This is a genomic window from Methylocystis bryophila (assembly GCF_027925445.1).
Taxonomy (GTDB): Bacteria; Pseudomonadota; Alphaproteobacteria; order Rhizobiales; family Beijerinckiaceae; genus Methylocystis; species Methylocystis bryophila.
In genome coordinates this window covers 596990-615985 of the sequence record NZ_AP027149.1, presented here as the reverse complement: position 1 = coordinate 615985, position 18996 = coordinate 596990, and the positions used below count along the sequence as shown (strand labels likewise).

Here is an 18996-nt window from a genome sequence, read left to right as displayed (position 1 = left end):
CTCCGACTCGCGCGCCATGGCAAAGCGTGGCGCGATGAGTTCTTCCGACCCCCGCAAGTCCGCCCGCCGCCCGCAGATCCGGCGGCTAATGCTGCGCGACTTCCGGTCGTACGAATCGCTCGACATCCGGCTCGGAGCGCGCCTCATCGCGCTCACCGGCGAGAACGGCGCCGGCAAGACCAATCTCCTCGAAGCGCTTTCGATGTTCTCGCCCGGGCGCGGTCTGCGGCGCGCCGACGCCGAAGATTGCGCGCGCAAGGAAGGGTCCGGGGGCTTCAGCGTCTCGATCGAGCTCCAGACCGACGGCCATGTCGCCCAGCTCGGTCATGGTTTCGAGCCTGGCGAAGGCCGACGCTTCCGCATGGACCGTCTCCCGGCTTCATCTGCGCGCGGTTTCGCCGACCGGCTGCAGGTGGTCTGGCTCACGCCGGCGATGGATGGACTGTTCGCCGGCCCCGCCGGGGATAGGCGACGCTTCATCGACCGGCTGACGCTCGGCGTCGATCCTGAGCATGGCGCGCGCGTTTCCAAATTCGAGCAGGCGCTCAGGGGCCGGAACCGGCTGCTGGACGACGGCGGCTCGGAGACGCGCTGGCTTGCCGCCGCCGAACAGGAAATCGCGGCGCTCGGCGTCGCCGTGGCGAGCGCGAGACTGGAAACCGTCCAGCGCCTCCAGGCGCTCATCGACTCGACGCGGGTCGAGACTTCCGCCTTTCCCGATGCGGTCATTGCGCTGCAAGGCGATCTCGAAGCGTTGCTCTTGGAGCATCCCGCCATCGCGGTCGAGGAGCGCTATCGCGAAATGCTCGACCAATCCCGGCGCCGAGACGCCGCCGCCGGCCGCGCGCTGGTTGGACCCCAGACCAGCGATCTCCTGGCCCGCCACGGACCTAAGGACGCGCCGGCGCGCGACTGCTCGACAGGAGAGCAGAAAGCCCTGCTCGTCGGGCTCGTGTTGGCCCAGGCCCAGCTTCTCGCAAATCTGCGGGGCGCCGCCCCCCTCGTGCTGCTCGATGAAATCGCCGCGCATTTCGACGTGAAACGACGCGAAGCGCTGTTTAACGAGCTCGAGCGGCTCGGCTCGCAGGTTTTTATGAGCGGCGCTGATCCCGTTCTCTTCGCGCCGCTCCAGGGCCGAGCCGAGATATTCCTCGTGACGCCGGGCCGTGTGGAAGCGCTGTCGTAAGATAGCTGCGCCGGCCCTGTCCTGCGGCGAGCTCTGGATAGCGTGAAGCGCTTCAGTCATAACGTGAGCGTTCAGCCGAATTATAGCGAGTTGGACGAAATATTTTCTGGAGGCGGTCTCATGAGCGTCAGCACCGGCCGAAACATCGCGTCAGTTGTGATCTTCTGGCTCTTCGCCCTCGTGTGCGCGGCGGCGTTCCTCCTCGGCTGGGGCTTGGACCATGCGCCGATCGATCCGGCGAAGCGAGACGAGCTTTCAGATCTTCATGTTTCGCTCGGCTTCACAGCGGCGGCGCTCTTTCTCCTTCAAATTATCGTCGGTCTCGCGCTGTTCATCTACCGCGGCGGCGCCGAGCTCCGCTCGGGTCGCGGGGTCACTGGTTTCTGGCTCAGGCAGCTCGTGTTCCTCGCCTTCATCGTGATGGCCGGCGCAGGCCTCCTCGCTATGGCCTACCGCGGAGAGGCGATGTTCTTCTGGGCGCAGCCGTTGCCCCTATGGGACTTGGCGGAGCGCTCTCTCTCGGGTCCGCTGCAAAAAACGCATGTTTACGCCGCTTACGCCTTCGCCGCCGCTGTGCTGGCCTATGCCGCCTTCGCGAGCTTCGACCGGATATTCCCGGCGCCGCCCGCGGGCGCGCTGGAGCCCTGGGCGCCGACCTCCGCCGTCGTGCTCATCGCAAACGGACTGGCGCAAAGTTTCCGCTTCTTCGGAGGCGCAGCCTTCTGGCTCCAGCTTCTGCTCGGCATCATCTCCGGCGTGCTGTTGGGCTTCGGCTTTGCGGGACGCACCATCAGCCCCGGCGAGACGGTGTTCGGCGACGCGATCTATTGGGCGGTCGGCGCCCTGGCGATTTTGGTTCTCACGACGCTCCTTGCTTTCAAATATATGAAGACGGCCGGGGGGATCAGAAAAGACCCGGCGGGTTACTTGTCCCGGGACCATCGCTGGACATTCTGGTTTGTCATCGTGGGCGCCGTGCTGAGCGTGCTCGGTCTTTTGGACTCATTCGGCGGCTTGGGGCTGAGCGTCGCGCTGCTGATCGGCAAGACCATGTCGCAGCCGCCGGGCATCGCCATCACCGATCCGACGAAGATCATTCGCGCCCTGGATATTTTCGTCCTGCTCGTGAACTTCAGCCTGCTGTTCGCGCATTTCATCGGGTTCGGCGTCGCCGCCTGGCTGAGGATCAGCTCCTTGCAGGCCCGCCATCAATATCTCGTCGCGCGCCCGCCGGCGACGCTCGCCGAGACGCAGACTCCGACGGCTTGAGGCCGTATTGGCGGCTTCTCCTCGATGCACGATTCGCCGGACTGTCTCTCTGCCGCGATTCGGCTCGCGCCGGCGCGCCCTATCTTGCTTGCAGGGGAGGCGGCCCGGATCGAAACCATCGAGGGAAGGGAAGCGATGGAAGAGATGAAGCTCGGTCTGACCGATATTCTCGCTGTGGATCGGACACGCCTAGCCGCCGAGCGGACGCTTATGGGGTGGATTCGAACCTGCTTCGCGATGATGACCTTTGGTTTCACAATCTTCAAGGTCATGCAGGAGCTGCGACTGTTCAGCGCCAATACGCTTGCCACGCCGCAGGGGGCGCGGGAGCTGGGCCTGACGCTCGCCGGCATCGGGACCTTCGCGCTCCTCATCGCCTGCTTTCAGCACTGGCGATATGTGAGGCGTCTCAGACGCATCTCGCCGATTGTCCCTTTCGACCTGGCGTTGGCGGTCGCTTCTTTGGTCGTCTGTCTCGGCTTTTCGATCCTCGGCGGGCTGGCGTTGAGGGTCGGTCCCTTCGGCTGAGATCGAGGGTTAGGCGGCGCCTTGCTCCGCCTGTTCACTCTCCAGATAGCGCATCCAGATCGGTTGCTTTCCGAGGCTCGCAACGAAATCCCGATGCGCCGCGGCTTCCTCGGCGCTGAGACGGGACGGGAGCGGCGCGGGCCTTTTGCGCAGCAGGCCGGAATCCGCGAGTGAAAGAGACTTGCGCGCCACGGTGAGCTGCAGCGAGGCCTGACGCCCGCCCATGAGCTCCGCATAGACCTCGGCGAGCAGCAGCGAGTCGAGCAATGCGCCGTGCTTCTCGCGCCGGGAGGTGTCGACGCCGTAACGCTGGCAAAGCGCGTCGAGCGAATTGGCCATGCCGGGATGGCGCTGACGCGCGAGCGCCAGCGTGTCGAGGACAAAGGCCGGGTCGATCGGCGGCGCGTCCAGCCGCGCGAGCTCCGCGTTGAGGAAGCGCACGTCGAATTCGGCGTTGTGGATGATCAGTCGCGCCCCCTCGATGAAGGCGCGAAACTCCTCTGCGATCTCCGCAAATTTCTTCTGCGTGGAGAGAAATTCGCTCGAGAGCCCATGCACGCGAAACGCCTCCTCGGGCATATCGCGCTCGGGGTTGAGATAAACGTGAAAGCTTCTGCCCGTCGGAATGAGATTGGCGATCTCGACGAGCCCGATCTCCACAATGCGATGACCCTCGGCGGGGTTGAGCCCCGTCGTCTCGGTGTCGAGCACGATCTCTCGCATCAGTCTTCTTCCTCCGCCAGGGCGGCGACGATGGCCCGCACGTCCTCGCGGGCCGCCTCCATCCCTCGATCCGTATGCACCACAAAGTCGGCGCGCTTCCGCTTTTCCGAATCGGGCAGCTGGCGCGCAAGTATCGCTCGGAATTTTTCCTCCGTCATTCCCGGCCGCGCCATCACACGCTCACGCTGAACCTCGGGCGCCGCCGACACAACGACGATCTTGTCGACCTCCTTCTCGGCCCCTGTCTCATAAAGCAAGGGAATATCGACGACGGCGATCTTGGCGCCGCGCCGCCGCTCCGCCTCGAGGAACGCGCGCCGCATGTGCTGGACGAGGGGATGCACGATCGATTCGAGTCGGGCGATCTCCTCCGGCCGTCCCAGCGTCATCGCGGCGAGCTTCGCGCGATCGACGACGCCTCCGGCGACCGAGCCCGGAAAGGCTTGTCCGATGAGCCCGGACTGAGGCCCCCGATAGATTTCATGCACGGCGGCGTCAGAGTCGTGGACGGCGACGCCCTCTTCGCGAAACATTTGCGCCGTCGTCGACTTCCCCATGCCGATCGATCCCGTGAGCCCAACGAGCCACATCGCTTCGCCTCGGGTCCTATCCAAAGAGCGCGCCCTCACGGCGCAACGCGGCAAGCAGCTCGAGCAGCGGCAAGCCCAAAATCGTCCAGTGGTCGCCCGCAATCTTCTCGAAGAGATGCGCGCCGAGGCCCTCGATCTGATAGGCGCCGGCGCTGTTCAACGCCAAATCGCCGACCGCGGCGAGATAAGCTTCGATGAAGGCGTCGTCGAGCCTGCGCATCGAGAGGTCGGCATGCGCGACCGCTTCAAAGAGAATTTCCTCGCCACGTGCGAGCGCGAAGCCGGAATGGAGACGGTGGCTACGCCCCGACAAGGCCGCGAGCTGGCGCTTTGCCGCCGCGAGATCCGCCGGCTTGCCGAAAATTTGGCCATCCAGGCTGCCCGCCTGATCCGCCCCGACCACGAGCCGGCCCGGGTGATCTTTAGAAATTTTTAACGCCTTGGCGCGAGATAAGGCCAGAACCACCGCATCGGGTCCGCCGCCGTCGCGAATCACCCGCCTTTCGACGGCGCGTTCGTCGATCTCGGCGGGCAGGACCTCGAAAGGGAGAGCCGCCTGGGAGAGCGCAAGCCGGCGCCCCGCGCTCTTTGACGCGAGAAGCAGCGCCTGGGTCTCCCGCCAGAAGACCGCGGGCCGGCGCTCTTTCTCCCCGTCCTTATACACGCCAAGGCTCCCCCTTCGAAAGACTGGGGAGAAACCCTGCCGAAATTCGCTCCAAAAGAAAAGACGGGCATAACTTGAAGGATTCCTCCACAAGGCTCCGGCTGTGCGAACGGGTCGAGGCGCTTCTTCAAAGCTGCGCCGATCCACAGCTTCTTCCCGTCATCGCTAAAACGATAGTGTAGACATCCAACTGAAAATACGAGCATTTTTTGCCTTGCTCGCCTTTTTCGTCTCAGCCCTGGCGGTTCTATTCACAGACGAAAATCCTGTGAAGAAAGGGGGGACGAAACGGCGTCCTCGATTCGCGACCGTTAAATGAAATAGTTAATTATTTGTTAAATTAAGTTCTTTATCTTTCTCGCGATTGAGGCTTAGGTGCCGGCCGGGACGAGGGCGGCGGGAATGAGCAGCGTGGGGCGAAGCGAAACGATTTCGAGCGACAAGCCGATGCTCTCCGTGCTGCGGGGCGAACAGAGCCGCATCCCGCCGCTGTGGCTCATGCGCCAGGCGGGCCGCTTCCTCCCGGAGTATCGGGCGCTACGCGCCAAATCGGGAAGTTTTCTCGAATTTTGCTATTCGCCTGCGGCGGCGGCCGAAGCCACGCTGCAACCCATTCGACGATTCGGTTTCGACGCGGCGATTCTCTTCAGCGACATTTTGGTCGTGCCAGACGCATTGGGCCAGACTGTCGGCTTCGAGAGCGGACATGGACCCAGGCTCGCGCCGCTCGAAGGCGAAGCGCCGCTTTCGGGGCTGCGCGAGGAGATCGATCTCGAGAAGCTCGCGCCAGTCTTTGAGACGATCGAGCGGGTGAAGGGCGCCTTGCCGCGCGAGACCGCTTTTATCGGCTTCTGCGGCGCGCCCTGGACCGTCGCGAGCTATATGATCGCCGGCCATGGGACGCCGGACCAGGCGCCGGCCCGCCTCTTCGCCTATCGGCGGCCCGAAATCTTCGAAGCGCTCATCACGCGGCTCGTCGAGGCTTCCGTCGCCTATCTCCTCCGCCAAATCGACGCGGGCGTGGAGGTCGTGCAGATTTTCGACAGTTGGGCGGGCGTCCTGCCGCCGACGCAATTTGAAAGATGGGTCTTCGAGCCGCTCCGCGATATCGTCGCGCGCGTGAAAAAGGCGAGACCGCAGGCGCTCGTCATCGCCTTTCCGCGCGGGGCCGGCGCGCATCTTCGACGCTGCGTCGAAGGGCTGGGCGCGGACGGCGTCGGGCTCGACACAGCGGCCGATCCGGCAAGCGCTGCGCGCGACGCCCAAAACCGCGTCGCGCTTCAAGGCAATCTCGATCCCTTGGCGTTGATCGCCGGCGGCGCGGCGCTGGAAAAAGAGGTCGCGTCGATATTGACCGCGTTCCAAGGCCATAGGCACATCTTCAATCTCGGCCATGGCGTGCTGCCGCAGACGCCGGTGGAGCATGTCGAGATGCTGGTCCGGTTCGTGCGGGAGGGGAGGTCCTAATGCACCTTTGGGTCAAGGCGCTGCATGTGATCGCCATCATCTCCTGGATGGCGGGGCTTTTGTATCTGCCGCGACTCTTCGTCTATCACGCGGGAGTCGGTCCGGGTCCGCAGTCCGAGCTGTTCAAGACGATGGAGCGCCGGCTCCTGCGCTTCATCATGATCCCGGCGATGCTTGTCGCCTGGGCGACGGGCCTATGGTTGGCTTATGACGGCGGCTTCTTTCGCGACGGTTGGTTCCACGGCAAGCTTTTGGCCGCGATCCTGCTCACCGGCGTGCATTTCTACGACGGCTTTTTGCAAAGGGCGTTTGCGGAAGGCCGCAACACGCATTCCTCGAAATTTTATCGCTTCTATAACGAGCTGCCGACGCTGCTCATGATCGTGGCGGTGATCCTGGTGATTGTGCGGCCGTTTTGAAAGTTGGTCATTGGCGCCTGCAGCGCCGCAGCGCAGATCTTGCGATCTTATGCATCCTTCGAGACGCCCTCTTCGCGGGCTCTTCAGGATGAGGGCGTGGGCTCGCTCACTTCGACGAGATCGTCACGCCGGAGGCCGCCAAGAACGGATAACGCGCCCAGCCGAAGTCCACGCTCTCGCGCGAGACGGCGTGAATGTTTTTCAGGAGTTCCCGGAAATTGCCGCTGACCATGGTCTCTTCCAGCGCGTGGCGAATCTCGCCGTCCTCCACGTAGAATGAGTTTTTGGCGATGCCCGTGAAGTCCAGATTGCTCGTCGGAGCGCCCCCGGAAAAGCGCGAGAAGACGATGCCGCGTGTCGTTTTCGCGATGAGTTCGGAGAGCGGCGTCTCGCCCGAGGCGACGACGAAGCGCGTCGCCCCCGAGGTCTGCTGCACGCCGAGTTTCTTGGAAAAAAAGAAGTCGACGAGATAATCCTTCAAAACGCCCTTCTCAATGACCTCGAGGTTTTGCGTCGGCACGCCATAGCCGTCGAAATCCGCGCCGCCTGGCGCCTCCGCGTCGCGCGGGAGATTGCGCAGCGAGAAAAGCGGGCTCGCAATCGCCTGGCCGCGGCTCTCCTTGTAGGGCGTCGTGCCGGCGAAAAGCGCGGCTCCTGAGAGCGCCGAAACGATCGATCCAATCAGGGACGCAAGACATTCGGGGGTGACGATGACGTCGCCCTCGAATTTCTCCGGAATGGGCTTTTTGTCGAGCGAGCGGGTCGTCTCCTGAAGCAAGCGCTCCAGCGCCGGGCAGAGAAAAGGATCGTCGAAGGGCGTGAAAGCCGAAAGCCCGAGGAAATTGATCGAGGTCGTCTTCGGTCCGTCCTTCGCCATGAACATGGCCGAAAAGCCGTAACGGCTGCGCCACTCCCTTTGACATAGACCTCGCGAATTGGCGAAGGCCGTGTCCAGCTCGTCGAAGCTCTGCAGGCAATCGCGCGTGCGCACGAGCGGATGCCGATCAGCGATCCGATCGAGAAAGGCGTCGACGCCCGCGGCCATCGCCGCGCGGTCGGGCGCGTCGGGCCCGTGGCGGCTGGGCGCGAGGCTCGCCGCCGTCGCGACGTCATTGGCGTCGTCGGCGACGCCCGCTCCTGCAGCGGCGAGCGCGGCGGCGACGGCGCCCTCGACTGCGTCGACTGTCCGCCCGTTCAAAGTCGCTCCACCGCGCTTGCCGTCGAGAAACACCGTCAGCGACGAGATTTCGTTCTCGGTCGAGCGCGCGAGATTGACGCCGCGATTGTCGAACTGCATCTCGAGATGACGCGTCGCTGTCGTCTGCGCCTGCGCCGAGGTCGCGCCGGCGCGGAGCGCCTTGTCGAGGAGCGCGGCGGCGAAGTCGTCGAGAGAAGCCTGCTGCATCCCGCTCATCCGCGGCCTCCGATCGTGACCTTGCATTTCAGCGAGGGGCCGCCTGTTCCGACGGCGATGGGCTGCTTCTTGCCGCAAAAGCCGCCGGGCATCGACCAGCTGAAGTCGTCGCCGACATGCGTGACGGTCTTCAACATGTCGAAGGCGACGCCCGAGATCGTCGTGTCGCGCACGGCGCGCGCGAGCTTGCCGTCCCGTATCTCATAGCCGCAGCAAACGCCGAACATGAACTCGCTCGTCAGATCGGCCTGTCCGTTCGACGGGCGCTTGAGATAATAGCCTCGGTCGATGGAGGCGATCATCTCGGCGCGCTTGTCTTGGCCCGGCAGAATCGCGGTGTTGCGCATGCGCACGAGCGGCTCGTCGGAGAAGGAGAAAGCGCGCGCATTGCCCGTCGGCTCCGCGCCGAGCTCGGCCGCGGTCTGGCGGCTGTGCAGAAATCCCTTCAGCACGCCTTTCTCGATGATCGTCACGTCGCGGCATTGCGTGCCTTCGTCGTCGACGTGAATTGCGATCGTTCCGCCGCCGTCGGGTCCGCGCAGAGCGTAATCGCCAAGCGTGATTTTTTCGGAAGCGACCGTTTCGCCGAGCCGGTCGCCGGCGACCGAGCCTGCGAGCACGAGATCGCCCTCGCAAGTATGACCGATGGCTTCATGCGCGAGAATGCCGGCGAGCTCCGAATCGAGCACGACGTCATGCGAACCGGCCTCGCATTGGCCGCCTTCCGCTTTCAGGCGCAGCTCCTCGTAAAGCCCGTCGAGCCAGGGAAGCAGGCTCTCCGCATCGAAGGATTGATCTTGAAGCTCCCCGAAGCCGCCGATCACGTCGTGCAGCTCGACGAGCCCGTCATTCGCCTCGACGGCCAGCCTGACCATGAGGACCGCGCGCGGAACATAGGAGTAAGTGCGCGCGCCGTCGGCCGTCACCAGCGCCTTCTCGCTCGCATTGGCGTTGAGGGTGAGATCGACATTGACGAGGTTGGGGAATTTGCGCCGCAAGGCGGCGTCGAGACTGGCCAGAATCGCCACGCGCTCGGCGGCGGAGGTCGCCGGCTTGCGGCTGTGATAATCGAAAACGCCGTGGCCAGGAATGCTCGGCGCCGGCGCGATGGGCCGGCCGCGAGGCCGGGCCGTCACGCTCTCGGCGTTGTCGCGCGCCGCGGCGATGACGGCGGCTATGGTCTCGTCGTCGTCGCGAGGCGCCGCGGCGAAGCCATAAACGCCATTGTGGAACAGTCGTGCTGAGACGCCGCTGTCCCGCGATTGCCCATTGGCGAGAAGAACCCCTTTGCGCATCGCGACCTGCGTCGAGGTGTTGGCGTGGCGACGCAATTCGCCATCGTATTTGAGCGCGGCGGCCGCAAATCCGAGCGTTTCGAGCATGAGGGCTCCTCGAGGGAGGACAGGGGCGCTTCCGTTCCGGGAGCAGGAATGATCTCCGAACCGACGATCTAGAGCGCGGCGCGGGGACTTCAAATAGCGGCGCGCGCGGATATCGACGAAGCGGGCGCGCTGATAGCCAAAATACTGCGAACCCGCCAGGAACAAAGCTCAGAGATCTTGCCCCTGGCTGAGCGTATGACTTTTATCGCTCGAACGACGCCGTTCAAGCGGGGAACGCGCTAGCGAACAGCAAAGTTTCAAGAGCGCCTAGGTCTGCAGGCTTTGTCATATGCTGATCGAAGCCGGCGTCCATGACGCGCCGGCGCGTCCTTTCCTCTCCCCAGCCGGTGAGAGCGACGATTGTCGCCTCGCGGCCTTCGGGGAGCGCTCTCATACGCTTAGCCGTCTCGAATCCATCCATTTCCGGCATGCCAATGTCTAGGAACACGAGCGCAGGCCTGAACTCGCGGCACAATCTCAGCCCTTCAGCTCCGCTGTTGGCCACCCTGACCTCACAGCCGTAACTGCGAAGCAACAGCGCTAGGCTGTCAGCGGCGTCAATCATGTCGTCGATCACGAGCACGCGTTGCGACAATTTCACCGCAGGCTGTGGCGCCCCCAGGACCGCTTTTTCGCGAATTTCCACCACAGACAAAGGCAATCGGACAAGGAAGCGGCTGCCGCGACCCTCGCCGTCGCTGCGGGCTTCGACGCTGCCGCCATGCAATTCGACAAGGTTCTTCACCAGGGCCAGACCGATGCCGAGTCCGCCCGGCGTTCCTCCGCGGTCTGTCTGCGCGAACAGCTCGAACACGCTCGACAGCCTGTCTTTTGGAATGCCGATGCCGTTGTCGGCGACGCACAAGACCGCGAAATTGCCTTCACGACGCGTCGTTACGCGAATCTCTCCGCCGCTGTCCGTGTATTTCGTCGCGTTGTGAAGCAGATTGGCGATGACCTGCACGAGCCGCGTGTGATCGCCGAACAGGATGAAAGGCTCGTTGGAAGGATCGAGAACGAGGCGGATATTGCCGGCGCTGATGAGATCCTTGGTCATGTCAACCGCATGATTGATGGCGACCCCGAGGTCGACCGGCTCTCTCTTGAGTTGGATTTTCCCGAGCTTGATGCGCGAAATCTCGAGAAGATCATCAACCAGCCGGATCAGATGTGCGACTTGGCGCTCCATAATTTCGAGTATGGGCTGTGCGGCCGCCCCCTCCGGGTTGGAGCGCCTGAGAATCAGGAGGCCATTGCGGATCGGCGCGAGCGGGTTCCTGAGCTCATGCGCGAGCGTCGCCAAAAACACCTCCTTGCGGCGGCTAACCTCGCGCAGCGCCTCTTCGGCTCGACAACGTTCGATGAAGTCGGCGGCTTGGCGAGCATAAAGATCCAAGCGGCGGAGTTCCTGCTCGCTGGGAGAATGCGGCCTGCGGAAGTGCGTGGAAAGAAGGCCGAGGAGCGCGCCGTTGGACCCGGTCAGCGGCGTCGACTGCACGGCGCGATACCCCGCCTCGCGGGCCATTTGACGGTAGGGAGCATAGGAGGGGTCTGCCTCGACGTCGTCGATCACGACGCGTTGGCCCGAGCGCAAAGCGCGCCCGCAGGCTGAGTCGTCTTCCGCGCTGACCTCCTGAAAAAATGTGAGGAAGTCCTGATCGAAGCCCCGATGTGCGGCGATCGTCAGCACGCCTTTGACTGCATCGAGGATCTGAACATTGCCCATGTCCGCGCCAAGGAGCTCCACCGTCGCGGCGAGCATCTCGTTCATTCCTTCCTCAAGGCTCTGTAAGCGCCACAGCCGCGAGGACGCCGCGTTCAGCCGCCCCAGCGCCTCTGTTTCGGCGGCGAGCTTCGCCTCGCTTTGGCGAAGGATTTCCTCGCGCTGACGATCTTCGATGAGATCTGCGGCCTGCAGCGCCAGAAGGTCGAGAATCCTGAGCGCGCCCGCGTCGGGGCGATGCGGTTTTCTCCAATGGGTTGCGATCATTCCCAACAAGGCGCCGTCGCGCGCCCGCAACGGCGTTGACTGGACCGCGCGAACTTTCGCTTCGGCCATGACCGCCATCGTCGGCGTGTTCAGGAAGATGGGGCTCTGAGAGACGTCCTCGACGATCACGCGCTCGCCTTCGCGCAGCGCTCTACCGCAGACGGCGGGATCATCGTCTCGGACGGTCGCGAAATGTTCGAGGAACGCGGGCTCGAAGCCGCGCTGCGAGACGATGCGCAGCGTTCTGGAGGCAGGGTCATAGAGCTGGAGCGTGCCCATGGCCGCGTCGCTCACGGTGACGGCGGCCTCGATGACAGCGTCGAGCAGCGTGGGCAGCGCTTCCGATCGAGCCAGGCGAAGACTGACCTCGTGCAACCGCACCAGAGCGGCGTTCTCGGCTGATACCTGCTCGATGCTCAAGCGGTCCGCGGCAGAAATCGCTAACATTTATTCTTTCTCTGCTTCCCGCGCTCATGTTTGAGAGGAGAGCCGCGGGAGTTGTCTCCCGGTCAGCCGCGAACGGCAACGTAGAGTGAAACGGAGAAACGGCCAAGGGACGCGCGTTTACGCAAATGCGACGCCGGTTGACGTAAAAGCCATCGCCCGACCCGCGCCTCCGCAGAAGCTTCGAGAGCGCCCGCCGGTCACGATGCTGTCGCTGAAGACCTGTCTTGCTTTCCGGCGGAAAACCGTCTAAATCCCCCGGCGTCCCACCTCCAGGCAGAGTGTCGCGCCCGCGACCGTCGGCGTTTCCGGCGCTTTTGAGGCTTCTCCGCCCCTGCCGCCATCCTTTCCGAAATGCCCTCAATGCTCGAGACGCCCCCCATGCGGGAAATCAAGCTTTCCGATCTCAAAGCCAAAAGCGCCGCCGAACTTCTGACATTCGCCGAAGAACACGAGGTGGAGAACGCCTCGCTCCTGCGGAAGCAGGAGCTGCTCTTCGCGATTTTGAAGCAATTCGCAGGGCGAGAGGTCGAGATCGTCGGCGAGGGCGTCGTCGAGGTGCTGCAGGACGGTTTCGGCTTCCTGCGCTCGCCCGACGCCAATTACCTCGCCGGGCCTGACGACATTTATGTCTCGCCTTCGCAGATCCGGAAGTTCGGTCTTCGCACCGGCGACACGGTCGAAGGCATGATCCGCAGCCCCAAGGAGGGCGAGCGATATTTCGCGCTGCTCAAAGTCAACACGATCAATTTTGAGGACCCTGAGAAGGTGCGCCACAAGGTGCCCTTCGACAATCTGACGCCGCTCTATCCCAATCAGCGGCTGAAGCTCGAGATCGAGGATCCGACGCGCAAGGAGCTGTCGTCCCGCGTGATCGATCTCGTCGCGCCGATCGGCAAGGGCCAACGCGCGCTCGTCGTCGCGCCGCCGCGCACCGGTAAGACCGTGCTGCTGCAAAACATCGCGCAATCGATCACGACCAATCACCCCGAATGCTATCTGATCGTGCTGCTCATCGACGAGCGTCCGGAGGAAGTGACGGACATGCAGCGCTCGGTGCGCGGCGAGGTCGTCTCGTCCACCTTCGACGAGCCGGCGGTGCGTCACGTGCAGGTCGCCGAAATGGTGATCGAGAAGGCGAAGCGCCTCGTCGAGCATCGCCGGGACGTGGTGATCCTGCTCGACTCCATCACGCGTCTCGGCCGCGCCTACAACACGGTCGTGCCGTCTTCGGGCAAGGTGCTGACGGGCGGCGTCGACGCCAACGCCCTGCAAAGACCCAAGCGCTTCTTCGGCGCGGCGCGCAACATCGAGGAGGGCGGCTCGCTCACGATCATCGCCACGGCGCTGATCGACACGGGCTCGCGCATGGACGAAGTCATCTTCGAAGAGTTCAAGGGCACCGGCAATTCGGAGATCATCCTCGACCGCAAGGTCGCGGACAAGCGCGTGTTCCCGGCGATCGACATCACGCGTTCCGGCACCCGCAAGGAAGAGCTGCTCGTCCCGCCCGACATCTTGAAGAAGACCTATGTGCTGCGCCGCATCCTCAATCCGATGGGCACGGTCGACGCGATCGAGTTCCTGCTCGGCAAGCTGCGCGAGACGCCGAAGGGCAATCAGGCCTTCTTCGATTCGATGAACACCTGAGCGGACTGAGCGCGTTTCGCGCTCAGTCCGGCCTCAGCCCGCTATTTGAAATGCCCGGCGGCGCGCGCTGCGCGTCGACGGGACGGAATTCGAAACGCTGCGCGCAAGAGGCGCTGAAACGTCGGGCATTCCATATGGCTTGACGCGGGGCAGACGGCGGCGCGCCGCAGGCCGTCGCGCAAAGCGCTCAGCTTGCGGATCGTTTTGTCGAGTTCATCCGCCTTGGCCGCGAGCTTGCCCCGATCGATCCTGGGGCGCCCGTCCGACGCGAGCATTAGGGCGGTCTCGTCGAGCGAGAAGCCGGCGGCTCGCCCCAGCGCGATCAAGGCGAGCCGCTCGAGCACCTGGGCGTCGAACAGACGGCGCAGCCCACGCCGACCAATCGAGGCGATGAGCCCTTTCTCCTCATAAAATCGCAGGGTCGAGGCCGGGACGCCGGAACGCCGCGCCACCTCCGCTATGTCCAGATCTTTCATCCGCTTGACCTCAAGCCGACTTGAGCTGGCATCATGCGGCTCTCGAATCTTGAGGGCAAGCGGAAGGAGACGATCATGGCGCACCACATGGACGGCGACAGCGGGCAGGCGGCGCTCTGGAACGGCCGCGTCGGGGAGAATTGGGTCGAGGCGCAAGAGCTGCTCGACCAAATGCTAAAGCCGCTGGAGGAACGGCTTCTCGAATCGCTGCTCCCCGAGCCGGGCGAGCAGGCGCTCGATGTCGGCTGCGGCACGGGCGGCACGACGCTCGCCGTCGCGCGCCGCCTCAGCGCGACGGGGCATTGCCTTGGCGTCGACGTCTCGCAGCTCATGCTCGCGGCGGCCCGCGCCCGCGTTCAGGGAGAGGGCGCGCCGGCGAGCTTTATTTGCGCCGACGCGCAGACCTACGCCTTCGAGCCGGCGAGCTTCGATTGCGTCTTCTCGCGCTTCGGCGTGATGTTCTTCAACGACCCGGTCCGGGCTTTCGCCAATCTGCGGCGCGCCGCAAAAAGAGGCGCCCGGCTGAGGTTCGTCGCCTGGCGGCGCGCAGCGGAAAATCCTTTCATGACCACTGCCGAAAGCGTCGCCGCTCCGCTCCTGCCGAATCTTCCCGCGCGCGATCCCGATGCGCCAGGCCAGTTCGCCTTCGGAGACCAGAGCCGGGTAGCGCGGATTCTGGAGGAGAGCGGCTGGGCGGAGATCACGATCGCGCCCATCGATGTCGTCTGCGCTCTGCCCGAGAGCAGCCTGGTTCACTATCTGACCCGACTGGGCCCGCTCGGCCAAATCTTTCCTGAGACGGACGAAAAGACACGCGCCCGCGTCATTGCGGCCGTTCGCGCCGCCTTCGAGCCCTATGTTCATGGCGCCGAGGTCCGCTTTGAGGCCGCCTGCTGGCGGGTTGGCGCCAAAACACCCTGAAGCGTTAGGGGCTTGCGCATGGACGAAGTCATCTTCGAAGAGTTCAAAGACGCCGGCAATTCGGTGATCTTCCGCGACCGCAAGGTCGCGGACAAGCGCGTGTTCCCGGCGATCGACATCAGGCGTTTCGGCGCCTCGCTTCTACTTCGCCTCGCGGGGATATTTCGCCCGGCAATCGTCGATGCAAGCGGCGAGCGGCTCCGTGCAGCCCTCGAGACAATCCTCGCTACCGCATTTCGTCGTGCAGATCGTCGCTTCGCTGCGGCATCGATCGATGCATTGATGGCGTATCCGATGCGACTCGGAGAGGACCTTACCGGCCGCCGCGGGGACGACGGGGGAAGTGAGCAGCAGGGCTGAGAGCGAGATCCCGACAATCCGGCAGAGGTTCGTCACGGCTTTTTCTTCTCCTGGCGGCGCGGCGCCTAGCGCGTTTCCCGCTCGAACGGAATCGTTCAAGCGATTAGGAATCGCGCTAAGTCAAAAACTTAGAGCCTGTCACGGAAAAGCGCTTCGCACTTTTCCGTGACAGGCTCTCACTCGAAATAGGCCGCGTGCGGCGATCCGCCACCGAAGCCCGACGCGAAAAATTTGTTATAGATTGAACGCGCATTGACGGCGGGCCCCGGCGTGTTCGACGATTTCGCCAATGTCTGGACGATGGTCGCGCTCGGTCGTGACCTTCTCCCTGGGAATCCCCTGGGCCTTGTCGTCGCCGGCGAGCGCATTGTGCTCTTCCGGAATGCCGCCGGCGCGCCGGCGGCGCTCATCGACAGTTGTCCGCATCGCGGCGCCGCCTTGTCGCTCGGCCGCGTCGAGCGGGGTGAAATCCATTGACCTTTCCATGGCTGGCGCTTCGCAGCGGGCGGGCGCTGCCTCTACACGCCCTGGAATCCTGACGCCAAGCGCGAGCCTCTTTCGGCGACGAGCCTGCCGATACGCGAGGCTGGCGGCGCGCTCTGGCTTTTCACCGGCGCCGGTCCCGCGCCGAGCGAGCCCAGCCCTCCGGACGCGCTTCTGCAGCCCAACACGCAGATCTTCGCGCAGTCCGTGGTCTGGAAGGCGCATTGGACGCGCGTTATGGAGAACATGCTCGACAGCCCGCATGTCGCCTTCGTCCACAGCCGCACATTCGGCGCTCCGGTCGCCGAGCTCCTGAAAGCCAATCCGGGCGCCCGCATGGAGACGCGCTTTGAGGCGCATGAACACGGCGGGCGCATTGCCGCGGCCATCGACGGCGAGGAGCGGCCGGCCGCGCTCGACTATCGGTTTCCCAATCTGATGGAGCTGACGCTCGATCCGAAGGGTCGGCTTTTTCGCATTCTCGCCGTCTGCATCCCGCTCTCCGAGAGGGAGACGCGGCTGCTGCTCGTCACCGCGCGCAGCTTCCTGCGCCTGCGCCTCTTCGATCCGCTTTTCGGCCGCGCCAATCGCCGCATCGCCGAGGAGGATCGCGCTATCGTCGAATCCTCGCTGCCGCCGATCGTTCCCCCGCCGGAAGAGGAGAAATCGCTCCCAACCGACGCGCCGACGCTGGCCTTCCGACGGATTTATCGACAGAGGCTTCTGGGCAGCCGGGGCTGAGATTCCATTCCCCTTTGCGCGGCCGCGGCTTCATGGCGAGCCACGGCACAGTCATTGCTGAATCCGCCCGTCGAAGCTCGAAGGAGCCTTCTTCGATCCGGGAGAACTGGAATATGAGCAGCTTCGCATGCGCCCACGCCGGCGGCGCCGACTGGAAAATCGCTTTGGGCGCTTGCTGCGAAGGGTTGCGGCCTCAGCTCCAAGACGCATTCAAGCCCAGCCTCGGCTGGTGCTATGTCACGGACCACTACACACAGGCCGCCAAGGACATTCTGGACGCGCTCAAGGAACAATGGCCCGGAGTCCAATGGGTGGGGACAATCGGCGTGGGCGTGGGCGCGGAGTCGATCGAATATTTCGACGAGCCGGGCATGGCGCTCATGGTGGCCGATCTCCCGCCGCAATCTTTCAGGCTTTTCTCCGACCCCAAGCTTCTGGAAGCCAGCTCCGACGGCTTCGAGGCCTTCACCGCGCTGGTCCATGCGGATGGCGGAACGCCCAATCTTTCGTCTGAGCTGAAAAGCCTGAGCGAAAAAACCACGACGGGCTATTTGTTCGGCGGCCTCTCCTCCGCGAGAAACCAGCATCTGTGCTTTGCCGACGAGACGCTGCGGGGAGGCGTCTCCGGCGTGGCGCTCGGTTCGGAGACCCAGGTCTTTTCCCGCGTCACCCAAGGCTGCCGGCCGATCGGACCCCAACGCGTCATCACCCGCGCGGAAGGGAACTATCTGGTGACCCTGGACAATGCGCGCGCGCTCGACTGTGCGCTCGCTGATCTGGGTCTCAGCCCGGACATCTCCGACCCGGAGCTGCGCCTTGAGCTGGGCGAGGTTCTCGTGGGGCTGATCGACGCCGGCGAGGACGCGTCCGCCCGCCCCGGCCAGTTCGGCGCCAATACGGAGGTGCGCCATGTCGTGGGCGTTGGGCGCAAGTCCGGGCTGTTGGTGGTCGCGGAGCAGATGACGAACGGCTCCCGGCTTGCTTTCTGCAAGCGCAACGCGGAGGCGGCGCGGAACGATCTGCTGCGCATCGTCAAGGAGGTCCGGGAGCAGGCGGAGGCCGCCGGCGGCGTTCGGGGCGCGCTGTACATCAGCTGCTCGGGACGCGGAGGCCCCCATTTCGGCGAGCGCAACGCGGAGTTCCGGATGGTCCACGAAGCCCTGGGCGACGCGCCGCTCATCGGCTTCTTCGCGGGTGGAGAAATCGCGCGTCACCATCTGTATGGCTACACGGGCGTGTTGACGGTTTTCGCCGGCGCGGCCTGAGAGAGCGGAGGTCGGGACTGTGACGGCGGGACAGGCGGCTCCGGTGGACGACCAGCGCTGGATCATGTCCGCTTACGGGGTGAGGATGCCCCGGATCATCTACGGCACCGCGTGGAAAAAAGAGCGCAGCGCAGCTTTGGTGGAATTGGCGCTGCGCTCGGGATTTCGGGGCGTCGACACCGCCTGTCAGCCCCGCCACTACAATGAAGCCGGCGTGGGCGAGGGGCTAGCTGCCGCGATCGGCGCCGCGCTCCCGCGCGCCGATGTGTATCTTCAAACCAAGTTCACGCCTGTTCGAGGCCAGGACCCGGACAACATCCCCTATGACCCCGACGCCGCCCTGAGTCAGCAGGTGGAGCAATCGTTTCGGGCGTCGCTGCGCAATCTGCGCACCGACTATCTGGACGGCTTGATCCTCCACTCCCCCTATGCTGAGGATCGAGACACGTTGGCGGTTTGGCGGGCGATGGAGGACCTTCACCGTGATGGCGGCGTCCGCCAGCTGGGCGTCAGCAATTGTTATGAGCTCTCGCGCTTGGAACGCTTGTATGGGGAAGCGCGCATCAAGCCCGCGGTGATCCAAAACCGCTTCTATGCCGAAACAGGCTATGATCGCGATATCCGGGCCTTCTGCCGAAAGCGCGGCATTCTTTATCAAAGCTTCTGGACCCTGACCGCAAATCCCAAGATCCTTGCGGCGCCGCGCCTCGCCAAGCTTGCCGCCCGCTATGGACGAAGCCCCGCCCAGCTCTTGTTTCGCTATCTGACTCAGCAGGATATCGTCTGCCTCACCGGGACATCGTCGGCGGAGCACATGCTCGAAGATCTGGCTATTTTCGATTTTCGCTTGAGCCCTGAGGAATGCAAGACTTTGGACGATCTACTGCGGCGATCCGCGCGCCGCGGGCGTTGACGGGCCAGCCGACGCCTGTCGTTCTCGCACAAGACTTTGCTTTCTTGCGCCGCCTAAGCCTGCGGGGTTCCTCATGGCTCGCGCGGGGATTCCGCCGTCAACGCCGCGGGC

At 64.2% G+C, this 18996-nt stretch carries 19 protein-coding genes; 12 read left to right on the top strand and 7 right to left on the bottom strand.

The annotated features are described in order from the left end of the window. Positions 1-34 precede the first annotated feature (34 nt). The 3 genes from recF to QMG80_RS02815 all read left to right on the top strand — a co-directional run bounded on the left by recF (position 35) and on the right by QMG80_RS02815 (position 2983). Positions 35-1186 carry a DNA replication/repair protein RecF gene (gene recF, locus QMG80_RS02825; protein WP_085771431.1) on the top strand — a complete coding sequence of 384 codons (1152 nt, stop codon included), beginning with the start codon at positions 35-37 and terminating at the stop codon, positions 1184-1186. A gap of 120 nt (positions 1187-1306) precedes the next feature. After that, positions 1307-2455: a DUF3611 family protein gene (locus QMG80_RS02820; protein ID WP_158658701.1), complete on the top strand. Its 1149-nt coding sequence runs from the start codon at positions 1307-1309 to the stop codon at positions 2453-2455. Between the two features lie 135 nt (positions 2456-2590). Beyond that, positions 2591-2983 carry a YidH family protein gene (locus tag QMG80_RS02815; protein ID WP_158658700.1) on the top strand — a complete coding sequence of 131 codons (393 nt, stop codon included), beginning with the start codon at positions 2591-2593 and terminating at the stop codon, positions 2981-2983. Positions 2984-2992: 9 nt separating this feature from the next. Here the strand turns inward: QMG80_RS02815 and dnaQ are convergent, their stop codons facing one another. From dnaQ to QMG80_RS02800, 3 genes are read right to left on the bottom strand one after another with little or no spacing between them, the layout of a single operon-like run. Continuing rightward, positions 2993-3706: a DNA polymerase III subunit epsilon gene (dnaQ, locus tag QMG80_RS02810; RefSeq protein ID WP_085771428.1), complete on the bottom strand. Its 714-nt coding sequence runs from the start codon at positions 3704-3706 to the stop codon at positions 2993-2995. Next, entirely contained in the window at positions 3706-4296 is a 591-nt protein-coding gene (gene coaE / locus QMG80_RS02805; RefSeq protein ID WP_085771427.1) for a dephospho-CoA kinase, read from the bottom strand. Before coaE ends, dnaQ begins: the two co-directional genes overlap by 1 nt. Before the next feature lie 16 nt (positions 4297-4312). Next, positions 4313-4960 carry a Maf family protein gene (locus QMG80_RS02800; protein WP_245300185.1) on the bottom strand — a complete coding sequence of 216 codons (648 nt, stop codon included), beginning with the start codon at positions 4958-4960 and terminating at the stop codon, positions 4313-4315. 402 nt (positions 4961-5362) lie between these two features. Here QMG80_RS02800 and hemE point away from each other — a divergent pair, with 402 nt between their 5' ends. Both hemE and hemJ read left to right on the top strand, forming a co-directional pair. Continuing rightward, positions 5363-6427, top strand: a complete 1065-nt coding sequence (hemE, locus tag QMG80_RS02795; protein WP_199769050.1) for a uroporphyrinogen decarboxylase — start codon at positions 5363-5365, stop codon at positions 6425-6427. Then, positions 6427-6846: a protoporphyrinogen oxidase HemJ gene (hemJ, locus tag QMG80_RS02790; protein WP_085771426.1), complete on the top strand. Its 420-nt coding sequence runs from the start codon at positions 6427-6429 to the stop codon at positions 6844-6846. The genes hemE and hemJ overlap by 1 nt, the downstream gene beginning before the upstream one ends. A gap of 106 nt (positions 6847-6952) precedes the next feature. Here hemJ and QMG80_RS02785 read toward each other — a convergent pair whose 3' ends face one another. The 3 genes from QMG80_RS02785 to QMG80_RS02775 form a co-directional block, all read right to left on the bottom strand. Next, positions 6953-8260: a TldD/PmbA family protein gene (locus tag QMG80_RS02785; RefSeq protein ID WP_158658699.1), complete on the bottom strand. Its 1308-nt coding sequence runs from the start codon at positions 8258-8260 to the stop codon at positions 6953-6955. After that, the gene (locus QMG80_RS02780) at positions 8257-9642 is read right to left on the bottom strand and encodes a TldD/PmbA family protein (RefSeq protein WP_085771424.1); all 1386 of its coding nucleotides are present in this window, start codon (positions 9640-9642) and stop codon (positions 8257-8259) included. Before QMG80_RS02780 ends, QMG80_RS02785 begins: the two co-directional genes overlap by 4 nt. Before the next feature lie 223 nt (positions 9643-9865). Next, positions 9866-12079, bottom strand: coding sequence for a hybrid sensor histidine kinase/response regulator (locus QMG80_RS02775; protein ID WP_085771423.1), 2214 nt, complete (start codon positions 12077-12079; stop codon positions 9866-9868). A gap of 378 nt (positions 12080-12457) precedes the next feature. Here QMG80_RS02775 and rho point away from each other — a divergent pair, with 378 nt between their 5' ends. Further along, a complete protein-coding gene (rho, locus tag QMG80_RS02770; protein ID WP_085773633.1) occupies positions 12458-13726 on the top strand; it encodes a transcription termination factor Rho in 1269 nt (422 codons plus the stop codon). Positions 13727-13767: 41 nt separating this feature from the next. Here rho and QMG80_RS02765 read toward each other — a convergent pair whose 3' ends face one another. Beyond that, positions 13768-14202: a helix-turn-helix domain-containing protein gene (locus QMG80_RS02765; protein ID WP_085771422.1), complete on the bottom strand. Its 435-nt coding sequence runs from the start codon at positions 14200-14202 to the stop codon at positions 13768-13770. Positions 14203-14277: 75 nt separating this feature from the next. Between QMG80_RS02765 and QMG80_RS02760 the strand changes: the two genes are divergently transcribed. From QMG80_RS02760 to QMG80_RS02735, 6 genes are all read left to right on the top strand, one after another. After that, on the top strand, positions 14278-15123 hold the full coding sequence (locus QMG80_RS02760; protein ID WP_102938192.1) for a class I SAM-dependent methyltransferase: 846 nt from the start codon (positions 14278-14280) through the stop codon (positions 15121-15123). Positions 15124-15141: 18 nt separating this feature from the next. Beyond that, positions 15142-15483 carry a hypothetical protein gene (locus QMG80_RS21570; RefSeq protein ID WP_199769049.1) on the top strand — a complete coding sequence of 114 codons (342 nt, stop codon included), beginning with the start codon at positions 15142-15144 and terminating at the stop codon, positions 15481-15483. Between the two features lie 252 nt (positions 15484-15735). Then, positions 15736-15960 carry a Rieske 2Fe-2S domain-containing protein gene (locus QMG80_RS02750; protein WP_245300183.1) on the top strand — a complete coding sequence of 75 codons (225 nt, stop codon included), beginning with the start codon at positions 15736-15738 and terminating at the stop codon, positions 15958-15960. A gap of 213 nt (positions 15961-16173) precedes the next feature. Continuing rightward, complete coding sequence (locus tag QMG80_RS02745) at positions 16174-16707, top strand: hypothetical protein (RefSeq protein ID WP_245300182.1); 534 nt, start codon at positions 16174-16176, stop codon at positions 16705-16707. A gap of 113 nt (positions 16708-16820) precedes the next feature. Continuing rightward, positions 16821-17972, top strand: coding sequence for an FIST signal transduction protein (locus tag QMG80_RS02740; RefSeq protein WP_085771420.1), 1152 nt, complete (start codon positions 16821-16823; stop codon positions 17970-17972). 19 nt (positions 17973-17991) lie between these two features. Then, entirely contained in the window at positions 17992-18885 is an 894-nt protein-coding gene (locus QMG80_RS02735) for an aldo/keto reductase family protein (protein WP_245300180.1), read from the top strand. Positions 18886-18996: the final 111 nt, after the last annotated feature.

Bases quoted from the DNA above. Each gene is read 5' to 3' on its own strand.
- QMG80_RS02775 (WP_085771423.1), bottom strand. From the start codon at position 12,079: ATGTTAGCGATTTCTGCCGCGGACCGCTTGAGCATCGAGCAGGTATCA.
- hemJ (WP_085771426.1), top strand. From the start codon at position 6,427: ATGCACCTTTGGGTCAAGGCGCTGCATGTGATCGCCATCATCTCCTGG.
- coaE (WP_085771427.1), bottom strand. From the start codon at position 4,296: ATGTGGCTCGTTGGGCTCACGGGATCGATCGGCATGGGGAAGTCGACG.
- QMG80_RS02815 (WP_158658700.1), top strand. From the start codon at position 2,591: ATGGAAGAGATGAAGCTCGGTCTGACCGATATTCTCGCTGTGGATCGG.
- QMG80_RS02765 (WP_085771422.1), bottom strand. From the start codon at position 14,202: ATGAAAGATCTGGACATAGCGGAGGTGGCGCGGCGTTCCGGCGTCCCG.
- rho (WP_085773633.1), top strand. From the start codon at position 12,458: ATGCGGGAAATCAAGCTTTCCGATCTCAAAGCCAAAAGCGCCGCCGAA.
- dnaQ (WP_085771428.1), bottom strand. From the start codon at position 3,706: ATGCGAGAGATCGTGCTCGACACCGAGACGACGGGGCTCAACCCCGCC.
- QMG80_RS02820 (WP_158658701.1), top strand. From the start codon at position 1,307: ATGAGCGTCAGCACCGGCCGAAACATCGCGTCAGTTGTGATCTTCTGG.
- QMG80_RS21570 (WP_199769049.1), top strand. From the start codon at position 15,142: ATGGACGAAGTCATCTTCGAAGAGTTCAAAGACGCCGGCAATTCGGTG.
- hemE (WP_199769050.1), top strand. From the start codon at position 5,363: ATGAGCAGCGTGGGGCGAAGCGAAACGATTTCGAGCGACAAGCCGATG.
- QMG80_RS02740 (WP_085771420.1), top strand. From the start codon at position 16,821: ATGAGCAGCTTCGCATGCGCCCACGCCGGCGGCGCCGACTGGAAAATC.
- QMG80_RS02785 (WP_158658699.1), bottom strand. From the start codon at position 8,260: ATGAGCGGGATGCAGCAGGCTTCTCTCGACGACTTCGCCGCCGCGCTC.
- QMG80_RS02780 (WP_085771424.1), bottom strand. From the start codon at position 9,642: ATGCTCGAAACGCTCGGATTTGCGGCCGCCGCGCTCAAATACGATGGC.
- QMG80_RS02760 (WP_102938192.1), top strand. From the start codon at position 14,278: ATGGCGCACCACATGGACGGCGACAGCGGGCAGGCGGCGCTCTGGAAC.
- recF (WP_085771431.1), top strand. From the start codon at position 35: ATGAGTTCTTCCGACCCCCGCAAGTCCGCCCGCCGCCCGCAGATCCGG.